20 protein-coding genes and 1 riboswitch are annotated in these 20,470 nt (G+C 53.3%); of the genes, 18 read left to right on the top strand and 2 right to left on the bottom strand.

The window, feature by feature from the left end:
• The first annotated feature begins 1 nt into the window (after position 1).
• The 4 genes from KNP06_RS00225 to gcvH all read left to right on the top strand — a co-directional run bounded on the left by KNP06_RS00225 (position 2) and on the right by gcvH (position 3,434).
• Positions 2-1,786 (top strand): acyl-CoA dehydrogenase family protein, encoded by a 1,785-nt coding sequence (locus KNP06_RS00225; RefSeq protein ID WP_214712824.1) that lies wholly within the window; start codon positions 2-4, stop codon positions 1,784-1,786.
• A gap of 88 nt (positions 1,787-1,874) precedes the next feature.
• The gene (locus KNP06_RS00220; RefSeq protein WP_251129779.1) at positions 1,875-2,603 is read left to right on the top strand and encodes a hypothetical protein; all 729 of its coding nucleotides are present in this window, start codon (positions 1,875-1,877) and stop codon (positions 2,601-2,603) included.
• A gap of 45 nt (positions 2,604-2,648) precedes the next feature.
• On the top strand, positions 2,649-3,011 hold the full coding sequence (locus KNP06_RS00215; RefSeq protein WP_214712825.1) for an arsenate reductase family protein: 363 nt from the start codon (positions 2,649-2,651) through the stop codon (positions 3,009-3,011).
• A gap of 39 nt (positions 3,012-3,050) precedes the next feature.
• The gene (gene gcvH / locus KNP06_RS00210; RefSeq protein WP_021065488.1) at positions 3,051-3,434 is read left to right on the top strand and encodes a glycine cleavage system protein GcvH; all 384 of its coding nucleotides are present in this window, start codon (positions 3,051-3,053) and stop codon (positions 3,432-3,434) included.
• A 42-nt stretch (positions 3,435-3,476) separates the two neighbouring features.
• Here gcvH and KNP06_RS00205 read toward each other — a convergent pair whose 3' ends face one another.
• Positions 3,477-4,529: a PTS sugar transporter subunit IIC gene (locus tag KNP06_RS00205; RefSeq protein ID WP_214712826.1), complete on the bottom strand. Its 1,053-nt coding sequence runs from the start codon at positions 4,527-4,529 to the stop codon at positions 3,477-3,479.
• Positions 4,530-4,716: 187 nt separating this feature from the next.
• Between KNP06_RS00205 and KNP06_RS00200 the strand changes: the two genes are divergently transcribed.
• The 11 genes from KNP06_RS00200 to KNP06_RS00150 all read left to right on the top strand — a co-directional run bounded on the left by KNP06_RS00200 (position 4,717) and on the right by KNP06_RS00150 (position 15,819).
• Entirely contained in the window at positions 4,717-4,974 is a 258-nt protein-coding gene (locus KNP06_RS00200) for a thioredoxin family protein (RefSeq protein WP_214712827.1), read from the top strand.
• Positions 4,975-5,427: 453 nt separating this feature from the next.
• A riboswitch (SAM riboswitch) is annotated at positions 5,428-5,533 on the top strand.
• 76 nt (positions 5,534-5,609) lie between these two features.
• Positions 5,610-6,638 carry a methionine ABC transporter ATP-binding protein gene (locus KNP06_RS00195; RefSeq protein WP_214712829.1) on the top strand — a complete coding sequence of 343 codons (1,029 nt, stop codon included), beginning with the start codon at positions 5,610-5,612 and terminating at the stop codon, positions 6,636-6,638.
• Entirely contained in the window at positions 6,628-7,290 is a 663-nt protein-coding gene (locus KNP06_RS00190) for a methionine ABC transporter permease (RefSeq protein WP_021065492.1), read from the top strand. The genes KNP06_RS00195 and KNP06_RS00190 overlap by 11 nt, the downstream gene beginning before the upstream one ends.
• A gap of 29 nt (positions 7,291-7,319) precedes the next feature.
• Complete coding sequence (locus KNP06_RS00185; RefSeq protein ID WP_214712831.1) at positions 7,320-8,153, top strand: MetQ/NlpA family ABC transporter substrate-binding protein; 834 nt, start codon at positions 7,320-7,322, stop codon at positions 8,151-8,153.
• A 101-nt stretch (positions 8,154-8,254) separates the two neighbouring features.
• On the top strand, positions 8,255-9,469 hold the full coding sequence (locus tag KNP06_RS00180) for an MDR family MFS transporter (protein ID WP_214787642.1): 1,215 nt from the start codon (positions 8,255-8,257) through the stop codon (positions 9,467-9,469).
• A gap of 172 nt (positions 9,470-9,641) precedes the next feature.
• A complete protein-coding gene (sufC, locus tag KNP06_RS00175; RefSeq protein ID WP_114166887.1) occupies positions 9,642-10,403 on the top strand; it encodes a Fe-S cluster assembly ATPase SufC in 762 nt (253 codons plus the stop codon).
• 12 nt (positions 10,404-10,415) lie between these two features.
• Positions 10,416-11,684 carry a Fe-S cluster assembly protein SufD gene (gene sufD, locus KNP06_RS00170; protein ID WP_214712835.1) on the top strand — a complete coding sequence of 423 codons (1,269 nt, stop codon included), beginning with the start codon at positions 10,416-10,418 and terminating at the stop codon, positions 11,682-11,684.
• A 1-nt stretch (position 11,685) separates the two neighbouring features.
• Entirely contained in the window at positions 11,686-12,906 is a 1,221-nt protein-coding gene (locus KNP06_RS00165; protein WP_214712845.1) for a cysteine desulfurase, read from the top strand.
• Complete coding sequence (sufU, locus tag KNP06_RS00160) at positions 12,896-13,330, top strand: Fe-S cluster assembly sulfur transfer protein SufU (protein ID WP_029595098.1); 435 nt, start codon at positions 12,896-12,898, stop codon at positions 13,328-13,330. The genes KNP06_RS00165 and sufU overlap by 11 nt, the downstream gene beginning before the upstream one ends.
• A 19-nt stretch (positions 13,331-13,349) precedes the next feature.
• The gene (gene sufB / locus KNP06_RS00155; protein ID WP_214712837.1) at positions 13,350-14,747 is read left to right on the top strand and encodes a Fe-S cluster assembly protein SufB; all 1,398 of its coding nucleotides are present in this window, start codon (positions 13,350-13,352) and stop codon (positions 14,745-14,747) included.
• Between the two features lie 106 nt (positions 14,748-14,853).
• Positions 14,854-15,819 (top strand): L-lactate dehydrogenase, encoded by a 966-nt coding sequence (locus tag KNP06_RS00150; RefSeq protein ID WP_214712890.1) that lies wholly within the window; start codon positions 14,854-14,856, stop codon positions 15,817-15,819.
• Between the two features lie 36 nt (positions 15,820-15,855).
• On the opposite strand, the gene KNP06_RS00145 is transcribed toward KNP06_RS00150, so the two are convergent.
• Positions 15,856-17,256: an alanine/glycine:cation symporter family protein gene (locus KNP06_RS00145; protein ID WP_251126417.1), complete on the bottom strand. Its 1,401-nt coding sequence runs from the start codon at positions 17,254-17,256 to the stop codon at positions 15,856-15,858.
• 75 nt (positions 17,257-17,331) lie between these two features.
• Here KNP06_RS00145 and KNP06_RS00140 point away from each other — a divergent pair, with 75 nt between their 5' ends.
• From KNP06_RS00140 to KNP06_RS00130, 3 genes are all read left to right on the top strand, one after another.
• A complete protein-coding gene (locus KNP06_RS00140) occupies positions 17,332-17,604 on the top strand; it encodes an acylphosphatase (protein WP_034778432.1) in 273 nt (90 codons plus the stop codon).
• 241 nt (positions 17,605-17,845) lie between these two features.
• Positions 17,846-19,165 (top strand): branched-chain amino acid transport system II carrier protein, encoded by a 1,320-nt coding sequence (gene brnQ, locus KNP06_RS00135; RefSeq protein WP_138859115.1) that lies wholly within the window; start codon positions 17,846-17,848, stop codon positions 19,163-19,165.
• A 114-nt stretch (positions 19,166-19,279) separates the two neighbouring features.
• Positions 19,280-20,461, top strand: a complete 1,182-nt coding sequence (locus KNP06_RS00130; protein WP_214712895.1) for an MFS transporter — start codon at positions 19,280-19,282, stop codon at positions 20,459-20,461.
• Positions 20,462-20,470 lie beyond the last annotated feature (9 nt).

Genomic DNA, 20,470 nt, shown 5'->3' with positions numbered 1-20,470 from the left:
CATGGAACGTACAGAACACGAATTGATTAAAGGCGGTAGCTTTGTCATCGACGCACTCGACGCGGATCGTTTGTTCACACCGGAAGACTTCTCGGACGAGCACAAAATGATTGGCGACACGACGGCGAGCTTCGTCGACGACCGTGTCATGCCGGTCCTTGGCCGCATCGAGAAACACGAATTCGATCTCTCGGTCGAACTGTTGAAAGAAGCGGGCGAGCTCGGCCTCCTCGGCGCGGATGTGCCAGAAGAGTACGGCGGTTATCAGCTCGATAAAATCTCGTCATCGATCATCACGGAGCGGTTCGCCAAAGCGCGTTCATTCGCCCTCAGCTACGGCGCCCACGTCGGCATCGGGACGCTCCCGATCGTCTTCTTCGGGACAGAAGAGCAAAAGCATAAGTACTTGCCGAAGCTCGCGACTGGCGAATGGATCGCCGCCTACGCGCTCACAGAGCCAGGCTCAGGGTCGGACGCGCTCGGTGCGAAAGCGACGGCCGTCTTGAACGAAGCTGGCACACATTATGTGTTGAACGGAGAGAAACAATGGATCACGAACGCCGGTTTCGCGAACGTGTTCGTCGTCTACGCAAAAATCGACGGTGACAAGTTCAGCGCCTTCATCGTCGAGCGTGACTTCAAAGGTGTCTCGACAGGCGCCGAAGAACAGAAGATGGGCATTAAAGGCTCATCGACACGGACGCTCATCTTAGAAGACGTCGAAGTCCCAGTCGACAACCTCCTCGGAGAAATCGGTAAAGGCCACGTCATCGCTTTCAACATCTTGAACGTCGGTCGTTACAAACTTGCGGTCGGTGCGGTCGGTTCGTCGAAACGTGCCTTCGATCTCTCGGTCCAATACGCGAACGAGCGCAAACAGTTCAAGACGCCGATCAGTCAGTTCCCGCTCATCCAAGAGAAACTCGCGACGATGGCTGCGAACATCTATGCGATGGAGAGCTCGGTCTACCGGACGGGCGGTCTGTTCCAAGACAGCCTCGACGCCCTCGGCGACGACAACATGCGTGACGGGTCGAAAGTCGCCCAAGCCATCGCTGAATACGCGATTGAATGTTCATTGAACAAAGTGTTCGCCTCGGAGACGTTCGACTACGTCGTCGACGAAGCGGTCCAAATCCACGGCGGTTATGGCTTCATGACGGAATATGAAGTCGAGAACTTGTACCGTGACTCACGCATCAACCGGATCTTCGAAGGAACGAACGAGATCAACCGGTTGATCGTCCCAGGTACGCTTCTCAAGAAGGCGATGAAAGGCGACTTGCCGCTCCTCGCGGAAGCACAGAAACTCCAAAAAGAGCTCATGAGCTACATGCCGCAAGAGCTTGACGGGTCACCGCTCGCACGCGAGAAGATGCTTCTATCGAACATGAAGAAAATCAACTTGATGATTGCCGGAACGGCCGTCCAGAAATATCAGCAAAACCTCCAGAACGAGCAAGAGATTCTCGCGAAGATCGCCGACATCATCAGCGCCATCTATGCACTCGAGGCGGCCATCGCGCGGACGGAGAAAGCCATCGCCCGCACAGGCGTAGAGAAGAACCAACAGAAAATCCGCTACACGGAAATCTTCGCCGAGCAAGTGTTCAAGCAAGTCGAACTCATGGCGAAAGAAGTGTTGTATGCGGCCGCATCAGGTGACGAGCAGCGCATGCTCTTGTCAGCGATGAAGAAGTTCAGCCGCTACCAGCCGATCAACGTCATCGGTACGAAGCGCGAAGTCGCTGCGAGCCTCATCAAAGCGAACAAGTTCATCGTATAAGCAAGCGAGAGAAAGGGTGGACCGGACGCGGTCGGCCCTTTCTTTTTGCTGTCTGCAGACCGTACAATGGATGCAGGAGGGGATATGGATGAGACGAGATGATTTGTTAGAGCGGATGGATGCAATCGGCCGCTCGGTCGCCGAACATGAGGGGACACTCATGCTGCTCGCGCTCGGGTCGATCGGACTTGAGACGGACCGGCTCGACGACTATTCGGACCTCGATTTCTTTTTAATCGTCGAGGACGGGCATAAGGCCCGCTTCATCGACAACTTGGATTGGCTCGCGGTCGAGCCGTTGGTGTATCAATTCCAAAACACGAGAGACGGGCATAAGGTCATGTATGCGGACGGCATCTATGCCGAGTTCGCCGTGTTCGAGATTGTAGAGATGCCTGGCATCGCCTATACGCCGGGACGTGTCGTCTGGCAGCGTGACGAGGCGCTCGACACGTTCGCGACGCCAAAGGTTGTCACACGCCCTGCAGACGCTGCACACCGCTACGAGGAGGCGCTGACGAACCTATACGTCGGACTGCTTCGGGAACGTCGCGGCGAACAACTCGCCGGCTTCGAACTGATTCAAGTCGCAGCCGTCAACAACGTGTTGATTGCTTATGGAGAAACGAGCGACCCGTTCAACCCGACACGGCGGGTCGAGGTGACGCATCCCGAGCTCGTCGCACGTCTCCCGGAGTGGGTTCCCGGTTACGGCAAATCGGTCGAGGCGGCCGCGGCCATCCTTCGCCACATCGAGGCGAAGCACCCGGTCAATCCGACGCTCAAGCGAGAGATTGTGCGCTTGCTTCAGGCGTGAAGGGTTGAAGCGGAATATGCTACAGTTATGAAAGAGGTGATGAATATGGTGACACTATACGGTTATCCGCCGTGCAGTACGTGTAAAAAAGCAGAGAAGTGGTTGAAAGAGAACGGCGTCGACTATACATACGTCCATATCGTCGAGGCGACACCGTCGAAAGACGAGTTGGCCGAACTGTGGAAACAGTCGGGTCTGCCGCTCAAAAAGTTCTTCAATACGAGCGGGCAAGTGTATCGGAACGAAGGCATCAAGGATAAGCTACCAAATCTATCAGAAGACGAACAACTCGAGCTTCTTGCGAGCAATGGTATGCTTTTGAAGCGCCCAATCGTGACAGATGGTCAAAAATCAACTGTCGGATTTTCAGAAAAGTCGTTTACAGACGTTTGGGGCGAAGTGCTATAATACTCGTGTGAGTCTAATTCATTTGAGGGGGAAGTTAAGATGAGCAAAGTACCTGCCAATCTACGTTATTCAAAAGAGCACGAATGGGTTGAAGTGAACGGAAGCGTCGCCCGCATCGGAATCACGGATTTCGCACAAAGCGAACTAGGGGATATCGTCTTTGTCGAACTTCCTGAAGTCGGTGGCACGATCTTACTCGACGAGCCGTTCGGTTCGGTCGAATCGGTCAAAACCGTATCGGAGCTTTACGCACCGATCTCTGGGAAAATCACAGCGGTGAACGAATCACTCGCCGATTCACCAGAACTCGTCAACGAAGCACCTTTCGAAGGCGCTTGGATGATTGAAGTCGAGTTGAACGACGCGTCGGACGTCGACAAGCTCATGTCAGCCGAAGAATACGAAGCGATGATTCAAGGCTAAACAAAACCCGGTTTCTCTTTACGAGAAGCCGGGTCTTTTTGATTAATCGAAGTCGAGGCGGTAATGATCAGGCTCGATGAGCGACGTCCGGTTGAACAGACGATAGAACAGCACGCCGAGTGCGATCGGGATGAGACCGAACAACACGACGACGAGCATGACGTTCCAGAGTGCGAAGCCACCCGGCATCAAATGCAAGGCGTTGACCGGACCGATGAGACCGGAGACGCCGAAACCGGCACTAATCGGTGTGCCTTCGATCCGAAGGATGCCTGCGAGTGCTCCGAGGATGGCCGCATTGGCGAGTACCGGCAACATCATGATCGGACGACGGACGAAGTTCGCCATTTGAATCTTTGGTGACCCGAGGAAGTGGGCGATCGACGTTCCGGTCGCGTTCATCTGCCAGCCGGCGATGGCGAGACCGAAGCCGGCGGCGACGACGCCGAGGTTGGCGGCACCTGCCGCTACACCAGACAAGCTGATGGCCGTGGCGATCCCGACCGTCGAGATTGGCGAGACGATGATGAGCGAGAACGCCATCGCGATCAACATGCCCATGACGATCGGCTGTAGTTCCGTCATCGTCATGATGATTGTTCCGACGTACGTCGTGATCTGTGAGATATACGTGAGCAGGAACGCGCCGATCCCTCCGGCGACGACGATGACCGTCATCGGCAAGACGAGCACCGTGTATGTCTTCAAGCGTGGTGACAACTGCATGACGAGGAACGTCGCAAGCGCTGCCGTCACACCGGCCGTGATGACGTCACCGATGCCGGCCATGAGGAACGCGCCTTCCTCGATGCGGATGGCGCCGCTCCCGACCTGGGTCGCGATGCCGATCGTCCCGGCCTCGAGCGCCGAGCGTCCGAATTGCATGGCGACGGCAACACCGATGATGACCGGTAACAGGCGCATCGCGATCGTCGTCGCATCTAAGATGAATTGCAAGGACGGAACATACGGCAAGATGGCTTTCGTTAATTCACCGAGCAATGCGCTCGGGATGAGGGCGATGAGGATGGCAAGACTGAGGCCGTTCAAGACGTTCATTAAAAATTGTTTTCCGGTAAGCTTCTCTTCCGTCATTGGGGATTCACCTGTCCTTTTCTACTGGTTTGCTGTTATGTACAAAAGCGATAAAGTTATTGACCATACTATGCCTCTTTCAGCTAAGCGTCAACAGGAAATATTGAAATGTTCAGAATTTTCCAATTGAGCACAACTTTTGAACCGAGCGGTCCGCATTCATATACTTATAAAAGAGGTGAGAACAATGATGACTGACGGATTGTTATATATATACGCCCCGATGTGTGGTACATGCGCCGTGGCCGAGCGAATGCTCTCGGTCGTCGAGGCGGTCGACCCAGAATTGAAGATCGAAAAGCGTGATGCCAACTTCATCCCGAACGAGCTCGAGGCGTATCAAGTGATGAGCGTCCCGGCGCTCTTAAAGCTGGAGAATGGCCAAGTTCGCGATCGGTTATACGCATTCCAAAACGTCCAGCACGTCCTATCTTTCGTTAAGTGAGATAGGATGATGAGAATAATCTGAAAATTTTAAATAATCAGTTGACACAGAAAGTTCACGAATGATATATTCATTACAACATCTTACTTGAACACAACATAGGACGAGATTTTCCCGTCATCAAGACGTTTTCGAACAACCGTTGCATGAGCTTACGCGATTTCAGGTGGACCTTCCCTTCGATTGTCCCCCAAAAAAATCAAGCGTCGGGGCACCGGTCGCGTAATTGCATGGTCCGTTCGAAGACCGAGTGATGGTCGGGTCAAAATCCCCCATATAAGGATGAATGCTCTGATCGGGCAAAAGGGGTTCATCTATGGGTTGTCCTTCAGTGACTCAAGGTGCTACGTTCTGTGCCATCCTCGGATGGCACCTTTTTTTATTTTTTCGCATAAAATAGTTTGACATAAAAATAATATGTCGCTATGATAAGGCTAATCGAATACGCAACCACTCTTATCAAGAGAGGCTGAGGGACTGGCCCTATGACGCCCAGCAACCGCGGAGCAATCCGAAATGGTGCTAATTCCAGCAAGGTATTTACCTTGGAAGATGAGAGCAATCGTTGTCCGTACGATAAAGTACGCACGTTTGCTCAAACGTGCGTACTTTTTTGTTGTCAGGAGGGAAATGGATTGATTCAATTACGCAATGTAGCCAAATGGTTCGACACGAAGAACGGTCGGGTCCAGGCGGTCGATGATGTGTCGCTTACAATCGATCGCGGCGAAATTTTTGGGATAATCGGATATTCGGGGGCAGGGAAGTCGACGCTCATCCGTCTGCTCAATCGACTCGAGTCACCGTCAACCGGTGAAATCGTTGTCGCTGGCAGCGAGCTGACAAAACTCACACCGAAGGAACTACGCGGGGTACGTAAAAACGTCTCGATGGTGTTCCAACACTTCAACTTGTTATGGTCGCGCACAGTTGCTGAGAATATCAGCTTCCCGCTCGAGCTCATCGGGGTACCGGCGAGCGAGCGCAAACGCCGCGTCCAAGAACTCGTCGAACTCGTCGGCCTCGCCGGACGAGAAGACAGCTATCCGTCACAACTATCGGGCGGCCAAAAGCAGCGAGTTGGGATTGCCCGTGCGCTCGCTACGAATCCAGAAGTGCTCCTCTGCGATGAAGCGACGAGCGCCCTCGACCCGAAGACGACGGATTCGATTCTCGAACTGCTCGTCAGCATCAACAAGAAGCTCGGATTGACGATCGTCCTCATCACGCATGAGATGCACGTCATCCAAAAGATTTGTCACCGCGTCGCCGTCATGGAGGCCGGGAAGGTTGTCGAGACCGGACAAGTCGCCGACGTGTTCCAACATCCGGAACAGCCGATCACGAAAGAATTCGTCAAACAGATCGGCGCGGTCGATGACATGTCGCTCACGTTCGAGCACTTGAAAGCCCGTTATCCGAGCGGTCAAATCGTCAAGCTCAAATTCTTGAACGAGACGGCCGAACAACCGATTCTGTCGGAAGTGTTGAAGCAACATGACATCGGCTTCAACATCATCGGCGGCAACGTGACGCAGTCACAAGTCGGTGCCCTCGGGACATTATTCATCCAATTGATCGGAGAGCCGGCTGAAGTCGAGCGGGCCATCGCCTCAATCCGATCGCAGGCAGTGGAAGTGGAGGTAGAAAGCGATGTTTCCTAATGTAGATTGGCAAGTCATGTTAGAACAGACGTGGGAGACGCTCTATATGACGCTCGTCGCCGGAGCCGCAACGTTCGTCATCGGTCTCGCCCTCGGGATGCTCTTATACGTCACGAACGAGCCGCTCATGATGAAGAATCGTCCGATTTACACGGTCATCAGCGCGGTCGTCAACATCTTCCGGTCGATCCCGTTCATCATTTTGATTATCTTGCTCATCCCGTTCACGTTACTCGTCGTCGGGACGATGCTAGGGTCGACGGCAGCACTGCCGGCACTCATCATCGGTGCGGCCCCGTTCTATGCGCGGATGGTCGAGCTCGCGCTTCGCGAAGTCGACCGCGGTGTCATCGAGGCGGCTGAATCGATGGGCGCGACAAAATGGCAGATCGTCTATAAAGTATTGTTCCCTGAAGCGTTGCCGGCCATCGTGTCAGGCATCACGGTCACGATCGTCGCAATCGTCGGTTACACGGCGATGGCAGGGGTCGTCGGCGGCGGGGGACTCGGGAACTTGGCGTTCCTCGAAGGGTTCCAACGTTCACAAAGTGACGTCACGTTCGTCGCGACCGTCTTAATCTTGGTCATCGTCTTCGTCATCCAGTTCATCGGCGATCGACTCGTATCTGTAATCGATAAGCGTTCCGCTTAATCAAATAGAAAATTTGGAGGGGTTTTATAATGAAATCATGGAAAACAGTACTCGGTTTAACGGCAGCTTCAGCACTCACGATTCTCGCGGCTTGCGGCGGCGGGGATTCAGAATCAGGTTCGGGCGATGACAAGACGCTCGTCGTCGGCGCGTCAAACGTCCCGCACGCTGAGATTTTAGAGCATGTCCAAGACGAATACGAAGAGAAGGGCTATACGCTCGAAATCAAGAAGTTCCAAGACTACGTCCTCCCGAACAAGACGCTCGCAGACGGAGAGTTGGACGCGAACTACTTCCAACATCAACCGTACCTCGAGTCGCAAATGGCTGAAAACAAAGACTACAAATTCGCTTCAGCCGGCGGCGTCCACATCGAGCCAATCGGTGTGTACTCGCAAGACTACGCATCACTCGATGAGCTTCCAGACGGCGCGGAAATCATCATGAGCTCGTCGGTCGCTGACCACGGACGAATCCTCACGATGCTCCAATCAGAAGGCTTGCTCACGCTCGCGGAAGGCAAAACAGTAGACGCGACGGTGTCAGACATCGTCGACAACCCGAAAAACTTGAAATTCAAGACAGACGTCGAAGCGGCACTTCTCCCGCAAGCGTTCAACAACGGTGAAGGGGACGCGGTCCTCATCAACACGAACTACGCGATCGATGCCGGCCTCAACCCGCTCGAAGACGCGATCGCTCTCGAAGGCGAAGATTCACCTTACGTCAACTTGATCGTCACACGTGAAGGCGACGAAGATGACGAGCGCGTCAAGGCACTCCTCGAAGTCCTCACGTCAGAAGAGACACAACAGTGGATCTTGGATGAGTACAAAGGTGCAGTCGTACCGGTCAAACAATAATCTCGTCCAGGCCCGGGTGATCCCGGGCCTTTTTTGTTTGCAGTGGTTTTGGTTCACCAATAGAAGTACACTACATATATGTAGAAAAAGGGGGGATTCGGATGAACATACGACAGATTCATCCGCTGACGCTGGGCGTCTTGTTCGGTACGTTTTTTGCCCGGCTGTCGACATTTTTTGTTATGCCATTTTTTGCGATATATTTGGCGACGCTCGGTTTCTCGGCGAGCGTGATCGGGACGGTGTTCGCCATCTCGGCGCTATCGGGGTTGTTCATGAGCTTTTTCGGGGGGACGCTGTCTGACCGTTACGGGCGCAAACAGTTGATGCTAATCGGTATCGTCTTGAACGCCTTGACATTCACGGGCTTCGCACTCGTGACGGAATTGTTTTGGTTTTATATGTTCTCGGTACTCATGGGTGTGTCGCGGTCGTTCCTCGAGCCGGCGTCCCGCGCGCTCATCAGCGACACGACGCAGCCGGATCAGCGCGTCATCGTCTATAACGTCCGCTATTTTTTAATCAATATTGCGGCGGCGATTGGTCCTTTACTCGCGGTCGTCTTATCGCTCACCGGTGCGAAGAGCGCTTTCTTCGTCGTGACGGGCGTGTATGTACTATATGGACTCGTCATTTCGACGCTATTCCGGAAGTATCCGTTCGAAGAAGGCGATGGCGTCAAAGTCCGACCACGCTTGACGGAGACGTTCCGTGTGTTACAACAAGATAAGACGTTCCGCTTTGTCATCATCGGGATGATCTTTGCCATCATCGGCTATAGTCAGTTCAATGCGACGTTGCCGCAGTTCATCGCGTTCCATGACGGATTCGATAACAGCTCCCGCCTGTTCGCGTATCTATTGACGGTTAACGCGATCACCGTGCTCGTCGTCCAGTATCCGATTATGCGGTTTGGGATTCGTGTCTCGCCAATCAAGTCGCTCTTCTTCGGTGTCGGTACGTTGTCGACAGGGCTCCTCCTCATCGGCTTGGCGACCGAGACGTGGATCTTATTCGTCGCGATGGTCATCTTCACGGTCGGCGAGGTCCTCATGTTCACGATGACGGACGTGTTGACCGATGAGCTCGCACCGGCCCATCTGCGTGGGACGTATTTTGGGGCGATGGGGTTGACGGCGCTCGGTCAGACGATTGGTCCCGTCATCGGGGGAGTATTGCTTGATGGATTCGACAATGCGGCGCTACCAGTGTTTGGAAGCTTGGCCGTATTGACGGCATGCGGCGCCTTCTTCTTCGCCGGCGCCTTGAAAGAACGGAAAATCGTTTTGGCGTTAGCTGAGGAAAAAGTTGGATAATGTCTTGATTTCCCGATATTCTCATTCTCAACATTTAAGTTTTATTGAGAATGAATAATAAGGTGAGTCGCTTGAAATAAAAAATTGCCTAGATTAAGATTAGAATATATCTAATCTACGCCAACAATGGCGAGAAAACGGAAGGGGTATCCGAATGTCTAACGTACCACACATGAAAATTGATGACCTCCGCGTCTCAATCGAAGGAAAAGAGATCGTCAAAGGTCTGAATCTTGAAATTAAAGGTGGCGAAATTCACGCCATCATGGGTCCTAACGGGACGGGTAAATCTACACTCGCATCGGCACTTATGGGTCATCCATTGTATGAAGTCACAGGTGGAAGCGTTGATTTGAACGGCGAAGACGTACTCGACATGGAAGTCGACGAGCGCGCGCAAGCCGGAATGTTCCTCGCGATGCAGTATCCTGCTGAAATCAGTGGTGTCACGAATGCCGATTTCTTGCGTTCAGCAATCAACTCGCGCCGTGAAGAAGGCCAAGAAATCTCGCTCATGAAGTTCATCCGTGAACTTGATGCGAAGATGGATGTCCTCGAAATTCCTTCAGAAATGGCACACCGCTATTTAAACGAAGGCTTCTCAGGCGGAGAGAAAAAACGTAACGAGATTCTTCAAATGATGATGATCAAACCGAACATCGCGATCCTCGATGAGATCGACTCAGGTCTTGACATCGATGCGCTCAAAGTCGTCGCCAAAGGCGTCAACGAAATGCGTTCAGAAGAGTTCGGCTGCTTGATCATCACGCACTATCAGCGTCTCCTCAACTATATCGAGCCAGACTTTGTTCACATCATGATGGACGGGAAAATCGTCATGTCAGGTGGCAAAGAGCTTGCACAACGACTCGAAGCAGAAGGTTACGACTGGGTGAAGCAAGATCTTGGAATGACAGTAGACACAGAAGCGTAAGGAGGCTGTACGATGACCGTACAATTTGAATTGGATGCACAAGCAGTAGCGGCACGTGCAGAGGCGCTCGGTGGACCTTCATGGATGGTCAACCGTCGCAAAGAAGCAGCAGAACTTGCGCCGACACTCGCCTTGCCAAAAGTTGAAAAGATCAAGATTGATAAATGGGACTTCGTCTCTGGAGACGTCGAGCTTACGAAGCACGACGGCTTGACGCCTGAAATCGAAGCACTTCTTGGAGACCATCGTACAAACGTGCTCGTTGAACGCAACGGTCATGTCGTCTACAACGAACTTGCGACGCCAGAAGGTGTCCTCTTCATGGGCATCAACGAAGCGATGGAGCAACATCCGGACCTCGTCGAGAAATACTTCATGACAGAAGGTGTCCGCGTGGACGAAGAACGTTTGTCTGCGTTGAACGCTGCCCTCATGAACGGCGGTGCGTTCTTATACGTACCGAAGAACGTCCAGTTGAAAGATCCGCTTCAAGCCATCTTCACGATGGAACAAGCGAACGGCGCGCTCTATCATCACACGATCATCGTCGCAGACGAAGGCAGTGAATTGACGTATATCGAGAGCTTCCTCTCGAACACGAACGAGCCGCATACGGTCAACGCCGTGACGGAAGTATTCGCTGGTGCGAACGCGAAAGTCGTCTTCGGTGGTGTCGATCAGCTCGCTGAATCGGCCCTCTCGTTCATGAACCGCCGCGGTGTCGTCTATGAGAACGCACGCCTCGAATGGGCGCTCGGTCACATGAACGATGGCAACTCGGTCGTCGAGACGAAGACGCACCTCGTCGGAGACAACACGTTCTCAGACACGAAAGCCGTCACGATCGGTCGTGGCGCACAGAAACAAAACTTCAACATCCGGACGGACCATTTCGGGAAGTCTTCAGAAGGGTTCATCTTGATTCACGGTGTCCAAAAAGATTCGGCCACGGCCATCTTCAGCGGAACATCGATGATTCACCATGGCGCTTCGAAATCGAACGGCGTTCAAACGGAACGTGTCCTCATGTTGTCTGAAAAGGCACGTGGCGACGCCAACCCGATTCTCCTCATCGATGAGGACGACGTCATGGCAGGTCACGCCGCTTCGGTCGGACGCGTCGACGACGTGCAGCTCTACTACTTGATGAGCCGCGGTCTGTCACGCAAAGAAGCTGAGCGCTTGATCATTCACGGATTCTTGAACCCGGTCGTCGAGCAACTCGCGATCGAGTCGGTCAAAGACCGTCTCCGTGAAGTCATCGAAGGGAAAGTACGTTAAGATGATCGATGCCTCGATTCGTAAACAGTTCCCGATTTTAGATCAGGAAATCAACGGCCATCCGCTCGTCTATCTCGACAGCGCGGCGAGCTCCCAAAAGCCGCTTGCTGTCATCGAGGCGATCGAGGATTACTATCGCCGCATCCACTCGAACGTGCACCGGGGCGTCCATACGCTCGGAACGCACGCGACGGATGCGTATGAAGGGGCGCGGGAGCGCGTCCGTTCATTCATCAACGCCGCCGTCCCAGAAGAGATTATCTTCACACGCGGGACGACGACGGCGATTAACCTCGTCGCATCAAGCTACGGGGATGCAAACGTCGGAGCAGGGGACGAGATCGTCCTCACGCCGATGGAGCACCACGCGAACTTGATTCCGTGGCAACAGCTCGCCAAGCGTAAAGGGGCTACGCTCCGTTACGTCGAATTGACGCCGGACGGTCGGGTCACGCTCGACGCGGTCCGTGCCGTCTTGTCGGACCGGACGAAAATCGTCGCCATGAGTCACGTCTCGAACGTGCTCGGCACGATTAACCCGATCGCCGACGTGGCGAAGCTCGCCCACGAAAAAGGCGCGGTCATGGTCGTCGATGCGGCGCAAAGCGCACCGCACCGGAAACTTGACGTGCAAGCACTCGATTGCGACTTCCTCGCCTTCTCAGGCCATAAGATGCTCGGTCCGACCGGAATCGGCGTCTTATACGGGAAGAAGCAGTTGCTCAAACACATGGAACCGGTCGAATTCGGTGGCGAGATGATCGATTACGTCGACTTGTATGAGTCGACATGGAAAGACATCCCGTACCGGTTCGAAGCGGGGACGCCGATTATCGCCGGCGCCGTCGGTTTGGCAGCGGCCATCGACTTTTTAGAAGACCTCGGTCTCGAGAACGTCGAAGCCCACGAACGGGCGCTCGCGACGTACGCCATCGAACAGATGCGGACGATTAAAGGCATTGAGATTTACGGGCCAGAGGAACGTGTCGGACTCGTCACGTTCAACTTAGGTGACGTGCACGCCCACGACCTTGCGACCGTATTGGATATGCAAGGCATCGCAGTCCGGGCCGGCCACCATTGTGCCCAGCCGCTCATGCGTCTCCTGAAGCAATCATCGACAGCCCGAGCGAGCTTCTACTTGTACAATACGAAAGAAGAAGTCGACCGCTTCATCGAAGGGCTACGTCAAACGAAGGAGTATTTCAATTATGAGTTTTAACAATCTCGACATGTTGTACCGACAGGTCATCATGGATCACTATAAAAACCCAAGAAACCGTGGCGTCATCGAAGATGGCGTGACGGTCGACTTGAACAACCCGACGTGCGGGGATTCACTCCGACTCCAACTCCAAGTCGAGGACGGAATCGTGAAAGATGCCAAGTTCGAAGGGGAAGGCTGCTCAATCAGTCTCGCCTCGGCATCGATGATGACTCAAATCGTGAAGGGCAAGTCTGTAGACGAGGCACTCCAATTGGCGAACATCTTCTCGGAGATGGTCCAAGGGAAAGACTACGATACAGACACGTTCGACCTAGGCGACATCGAAGCGTTGTCTGGCGTCTCAAAGTTCCCGGCTCGCATCAAGTGCGCCACGCTCGCGTGGAAAGCTCTTGAAAAGGGAGTCGACGAGGAAGCGTAAGCAGAAGGAGGAGACCGATATGGCGAAAAACATGCCTGACATTGGCGATTATAAATATGGCTTCCATGACCGAGACATCTCGATTTTCCGTTCAGGCCGCGGCTTGACGAACGAAATCGTAGAGACGATCTCGCACATGAAAGAAGAACCGGCATGGATGCTCGAGTTCCGTTTGAAATCACTTGAGCAGTTCCGCAAAATGCCGATGCCGACATGGGGCGGCGATCTCACGGCACTTGATTTCGATGAGATCACATACTATGTCAAACCGTCTGAGAAGACAGAGAACTCGTGGGACGAGGTTCCAGAAGAAATCAAACGTACGTTTGACAAACTCGGAATCCCAGAAGCGGAGCAAAAATACTTGGCAGGCGTTTCGGCTCAGTACGAGTCAGAAGTCGTTTACCACAGTATGCAGGAAGATTTCGAATCAAAAGGTGTCATCTTCAAAGATACAGACACGGCGCTCAAAGAAGATGAAGCCATCTTCCGTGAGTATTTCGGGAAATTGATTCCGCCGACGGACAACAAGTTCGCGGCACTCAACTCGGCTGTATGGTCAGGTGGCTCATTCATCTACGTACCAAAAGGCGTGAAGCTCGAGCAACCGCTCCAAGCTTACTTCCGGATCAACTCGGAGAACATGGGTCAGTTCGAGCGGACGCTCATCATCGTCGACGAGGGCGCATCTGTCCATTACGTCGAAGGATGTACAGCACCGGTCTACACGACGAACTCACTCCACTCGGCGGTCGTTGAGATTTTCGTCAACAAAGACGCATACTGCCGTTACACGACGATCCAGAACTGGGCGAACAACGTCTACAATTTGGTCACGAAGCGTGCCATCTGTGAAGCGGGTGGATCGATGGAGTGGATCGATGGTAACATCGGTTCGAAACTCACGATGAAATACCCGGCCGTCATCTTGAAAGGTGAAGGCTCACGCGGAATGACGCTCTCGATCGCTCTCGGCGGTAAAGGGCAGCACCAAGACGCGGGCGCGAAAATGATTCACCTCGCACCGAACACGTCGTCGTCAATCGTCTCGAAGTCGATTTCGAAACAAGGCGGAAAAGTCTCGTATCGCGGTATCGTCCACTTCGGCCGTAAAGCGAAAGGCGCACGTTCGAATATCGAATGTGACACGCTCATCATGGACAACGAGTCGACGTCGGACACGATCCCGTACAACGAGATCTTGAACGACCAAGTCTCACTCGAGCACGAAGCGAAAGTCTCTAAAGTGTCAGAAGAGCAACTCTTCTACCTCATGAGCCGCGGAATCTCGGAAGAAGAAGCGACGGAAATGATCGTCATGGGCTTCATCGAGCCGTTCACGAAAGAATTGCCAATGGAATATGCCGTCGAAATGAACCGTCTCATCAAGTTCGAGATGGAAGGATCGATCGGATAATCTTTAATTAGCGAACTCACCGCAAGGGAGTTCGCTTTTTTTGTCGTGAAACGAATGCGAGTCGGGTATGCTAAGAGAGAGACTGCTTTTAGGGAGGAATGATTGAATGGAAACGATTGATCCAAAAGACATCACCCGCATCGCCGTCGTCGGCGCCGGCTGGGTCGGTATCAGTTTCGCCTATCAACTGTCGATGGCGGCGCTCTGTGAAGAGCTCGTCTTGATCGACTCGAACCACGCCAAGGCCGAAGGGGAGGCAATGGACCTCAACCACGGCATCTCGTTCGCGCCGAGCCCGGTCCGCATTTGGGCAGGGGACTACTCGGACTGCCGTGACGCCGATATCGTCGTCATCACGGCCGGTGCCGCTCAAAAGCTCGGTCAGACCCAGATGGACCTGGCCGAACAAAACGCGGTCGTCGTCCGTGACGTCACGAAACAAATCATGGCGAGCGGGTTCGATGGCATCATCGTCGTCGCCACGAACCCGGTCAACGTCATGGCGCACGTCGCCTTTGAGGCGTCAGGTTTGCCAAAGCACCGCGTCATCGGTTCAGGTACGGTGCTTGACACGGCCCGTCTTCGTTATAAAGTCGGTGAGTACTTCGACTTGTCATCACGGAACTGCCACGTCTATTACATGGGCGAGCATGGCGCCGGGGGATTCGTCGCCTGGGACAATGCCCGCATTTACGGGAAGTCGATAAAACAGTTACTTGAGGAGAATGAATCGTACCGCCAAGAAGATTTGGACGCCATCTATCAAGGGGTCCGCGATGCGGCGAATCAAATTATCGAATATAAGAGCGCGGCGTACTACGCGATTGGGCTCGGGCTCCTCCGAATCGTCCGCGCTATCGTCCGGAATGAGAACTCCGTCGTGACGATCGGTGCTCATCTCGACGGAGAATACGGTGCCTCTGGCCTCCATATCGGCGTACCGGCCTTGATCGATCGGACCGGTATCCGCCAAATCGTCGGAATCGAACTGACGGACGAGGAACAACAACAGTTCGACGCCTCGGTCGGACGGATTCGTCAAGCAATCGACAAGATTGAATCGAGTTCATAAAAAAAGGCCCGGCTGCGATTGCAGCCGGGTTTGTCGTTACGACGCCTTCTTCTCGGCGACGTCTTTCTTATAATATTTCTCGGACGTGAAGAACTCGGTCGTCAAGCGCTTCACTTCACCGCTCAACATCAAGACGGCAATCATGTTCGGGATGAGGATCATCGCGAGCATGAAGTCGAGGAAGTTCCAAATCATTTGGGCGCCGCCGATCGCACCGATGACGATTGAGGCGATATAGACGACTTTCATCAAGAATCCGGCCTTCAACCCGAACAAGTACTCGGCTTGGCGCGACCCGTAGAAGATGATGACGATAATCGTCGACAAGACGAAGAAGATGAGCGAGATTGTGACGAGCAGGCTACCCGTGTAACCGAAGTACTGTTGGAACGCGATTGTTGTCAGGGCGGCTGGATCGTTCATCGCATCGGCCCGTGTCCATACACCGGACGACAAGACAACGAACGCCGTCGTGCTACAGATGATGAGCGTATCGATGACGATCCCGATCACGGCCCAAAAACCTTGCCGGACCGGATGATCCGTTTGGGCGGCCGCGTGGGCGATCGGTGCCGTCCCGAGTCCAGCCTCGTTCGAATACAGACCGCGGGCGAAGCCCCAACGAATCGTCTCGGCAATCGCGGCACCGGCGAAACCGCCAAGGGCAGCCATCGGTTGGAATGCGTACGAGAAGATGAGCCCGAGTACTTCCGGGATTTGCGAGAAGTTCATCAAGACAATGATGAACCCGGCACCGACATAGACGAGCGCCATCGCCGGGACGATGACCTCCGTCACTTTGGCGATCCGCTTCACGCCGCCGAAGACGACGAGCGCGACGAGGCCCGCGACGATGAGTCCGGTCACGAGCGTATTGCCGTCGAACGTCTCGCGGACGGCCGAACTGACGGCGTTCCCTTGGACCATGATACTCGGGATGAGTTCAATCATGAGGGCGAAGGCGAACCAAGAAGCGAGCCATTTCAACTTCAAGCCTTTGGCCATATAGTAGACGGGACCGCCGACAAATTCCCCGGCCTCGTTTTTCTCGCGGTAACGGACAGCGAGGACGCTCTCCGAGAACTTGATGGCCATCCCGACGACGGCGATGACCCACATCCAGAAGATGGCACCGGGACCACCGAACATGATGGCAGCCGGTACCCCGATGATATTGGCAGCACCGATCGTCGACGACAAGGCCGACGTGAGTGCTTGGCGAGGACTGATGTCGCCTTCGCCTTTTGGTTTTTTAAAGACACTGCCTAACGTTTGTTGCAATATGTATAGCGGGTATCGGAATTGGAAGAACCCTAAACGAATCGTCAAATAAAGTCCAGACAAGACAAGTAATGAGATGATTGGCACTCCCCATAGCCAATCCGAAAACGTCGTCACCATATTCACAAGTTGTTCCACATCACCACTCCTATCCATTATTTTACTTAAATATTATTTCCTAACTATAGCGTCATTAAACCTGTTATTTCACATACAAGGAGGAATACATGCATGAAACAAGCACAACATCTCATCGTATCGGGTCGTGTCCAAGGGGTCGGTTTCCGCTACTTCGCTCAAGCGACAGCGCTTGAATACGGCATCACGGGTTGGGTTCGGAACTTGAATGACGGGACGGTCGAACTTCAAATCGAAGGAGACGCGGAGAGACTCGAATCTTATAAACGTGCTTTATATGACGGCAATCGTTTTGTCGGGGTCGAACGCATCGAAGCCGAAGAGGCGACGATCGAATCCTTCCGGAAATTCGATATCCGTTATTGACCATTTCTCTCATAAAGAGCAATCCTTCCTCATTTACTCGCCGATAATTTGTAAAATGAGGGAACAGTTCCATATGAAAAATCCACATTTCAAAAAAATAAACTTCATTTTTAAGGATAGGGTGGTCAAAAAAATGAAAGTGTGTATAATGAAATAGACCAAGCGCTTTATTGTCAGAAAATTTAGTCATTTGATTCATTGGGTAACACGGAAGGTATTACATGTATGTGGAGGTAGTTGTATGAAAAAATCGACATTATTCCCGTTAGCGTTCACGATTTTCGCATTATTCTTCGGGGCCGGGAACTTGCTGTTCCCACCGATGTTAGGTGCGATGGCAGGACAGAACCTCGTCCCAGCCCTAGTCGGTTTCGTCATTACCGGCGTCGGGCTACCATTACTCGCGCTCTTCGCAGTCGCGCGGGTCGGCGGTGGGTCTGACCAAATCGCTCGGTATATTCCGAAGCGTCTTGCTCTCGTCTTGACGGGATTAATGTACGTGGCAATCGGGCCGTTCTTCGGGATTCCTCGGACGGCAGCCGTCACGTATGAGATGGGAGTCGTACCGTTCCTCGGTGCGCCATCTACGCTCACGCTCGCAATCAGTTCAACTGTCTTCTTCGGATTAACGTTCTTCTTGACGTTACGCGCTCAAAAATTGATTGAAATCATCGGACGCATCATCACACCAATCCTCTTGCTCTTGCTTGCGGCAATCGGAATCACGAACCTCGTGGCTCCACTCGGGAAGCCGGTCGCACCAGCAGAAGGATATGAGACATGGATGGGTGCGCTCGGGGAAGGTTTCAAACAAGGTTACTTGACGATGGACGTCTTCGGCGCACTCGTCTTCGGGGCCATCGTGCTCGTTACGCTCAAAGCGAACGGTATGACAGACCAAAAAGAAGCGTCTTCGCTTCTCCGCTCGTCAGGCTTACTTGCCGTCACATGTTTGATGCTCGTCTATATCTCGCTCGGATCGATCGGAGCGAATATGACGGGTCAAACGGGGACGACAGATGGCGCAAGCTTGCTTCAAGCGTTCGCCGGTTCTTCATTCGGACAAGTCGGAATGCTCGCACTTGGGGCAGCAGTCTTCCTCGCTTGTTTGACGACAGCGGTCGGGCTCATCACTGAGTTCTCACGCTTCATCAGCAACACGTTCGAATCACTCAAGTATTATCAGGTCGTTATCGCGACGACGTTGTTCGGCTATCTCATCTCACTCGTCGGAATCGGTACGTTGATTCAAATCGCGGTACCGCTTCTCACGCTCTTGTATCCGGTCATGATCGCACTCGTTCTCGTGTCGATCACGGAACGGATTCAACGCAACCCTCACGTCGCCATGAAGGCGACAGTGTATACGGCCCTCGTGCTCTCGCTCTTTGAGACGACACACGGTTTGGCGCCGTCTGCTGCAACCGAATGGATCACGAACTTGCCGATGGCCGAGATCGGGCTCGCCTGGGCGGTTCCAACGTTGATCGTGTATGTGATTACGCTTTTCTTACCGAAACAACGTTCCAATCAATTACTCGCTCAATCACGCATCTCATAAGCAAGTGAACGAACACCCATCCTCTGGTCAAGGATGGGTGTTTTGCCGTCTTATCGTTTGCTCATTCCATTCATCAACAAGTAAAATGAAAGGATGAAAAGGAAGTGACATATATTGACGACTAAACAAAAGAAACAATTGGCGATTCTCATGTTGAACATGTTCATCGCTGTAGCAGGATTCGGGATCATCATTCCGATCATTCCTGATTATTTGAAGATGATCGGAGAAGGCGGCACTGCTGCCGGTCTCATGATCTCAGTCTTCGCAGGGGCCCAGTTGCTCATGTCGCCGATTGCCGGGAAATGGGCGGATGTTTACGGGCGCCGTCTGATGATTATTTTAGGTCTGATCGGTTTTACCGTCTCGATGGGCGTCTTTTACTTATCTGACAACCTGAGCGTCCTCTTGATTTCACGGGCGATCGGCGGCGTCGGGGCCGCGCTATTGATTCCGGCGATTTTCGCCTACGTGGCCGACATCACCACGCTCAAGCAACGGGCGAAAGGGAACAGCTATATTTCCGCGGCAATGTCGCTCGGGATCGTTATTGGACCGGGGATCGGTGGCTTCTTCGCTGAGTTCGGTTTGAAGGCGCCGCTTCTCTTGTCAGCGATTGTCTCGTTCGTCGCCGTCATCTCGTCGATCATTCTATTGAAGGAACCGGATCGAGAACCATACGTTCAAACGAGCGAGAGCGAGTCGTTGCCGCGCCAACTCGTGTCGTCGACACGGAAGCCGTATTTCTTCGTGCTCGTCATCAATTTGGTCATGGCGTTCGGTTTGATGGCGTATGAATCTGTCCTCGGCTTGTTCGTCAGTGAGACGTTCAGCGCGACACCGCAACAAATCGCGGTCATGATCACCGGGACAGGCATCGTCAGTGTTATCGTGCAGCTGTTCGCCGTCGACCGTCTCGTTTCATTGCTCGGTGAGATCAAAGTCGTGCTTATCTTCATCATGCTCGCCGCGCTCGGCTTCTTGTTCTCGCTGTTCGCCGGGTCTTACACGATTTTCTTCGCCGTCACGTTGATTATCTTCTTGTCGACGTCGATTTTACGACCGGTGTTGAATACGCTCGTGTCGAAAATGGCCGATAAGGAACAAGGGTTTGCGATGGGGATGAACAACGCCTATATGAGCATCGGCAATATCGTCGGGCCGACGCTCGCCGGGATTGCGTTTGATATCGATATGCGCTATCCGTTCGTGATGGGACTCGTCCTGTTGCTCGTGACGTTCGCCGGAACGTTGAACTGGTCGAAGCGGAAAGCGACGGCCACGTTCGAACAATGATGTAAGGAG

Origin of the sequence: Exiguobacterium sp. s21 (assembly GCF_018617975.1) — a bacterium.
GTDB classification, from domain to species: domain Bacteria; phylum Bacillota; class Bacilli; order Exiguobacteriales; family Exiguobacteriaceae; genus Exiguobacterium; species Exiguobacterium mexicanum_A.
The sequence above is the reverse complement of the archived record's forward strand: the minus strand, read 5'-3'. Positions and strand labels throughout refer to the sequence as shown.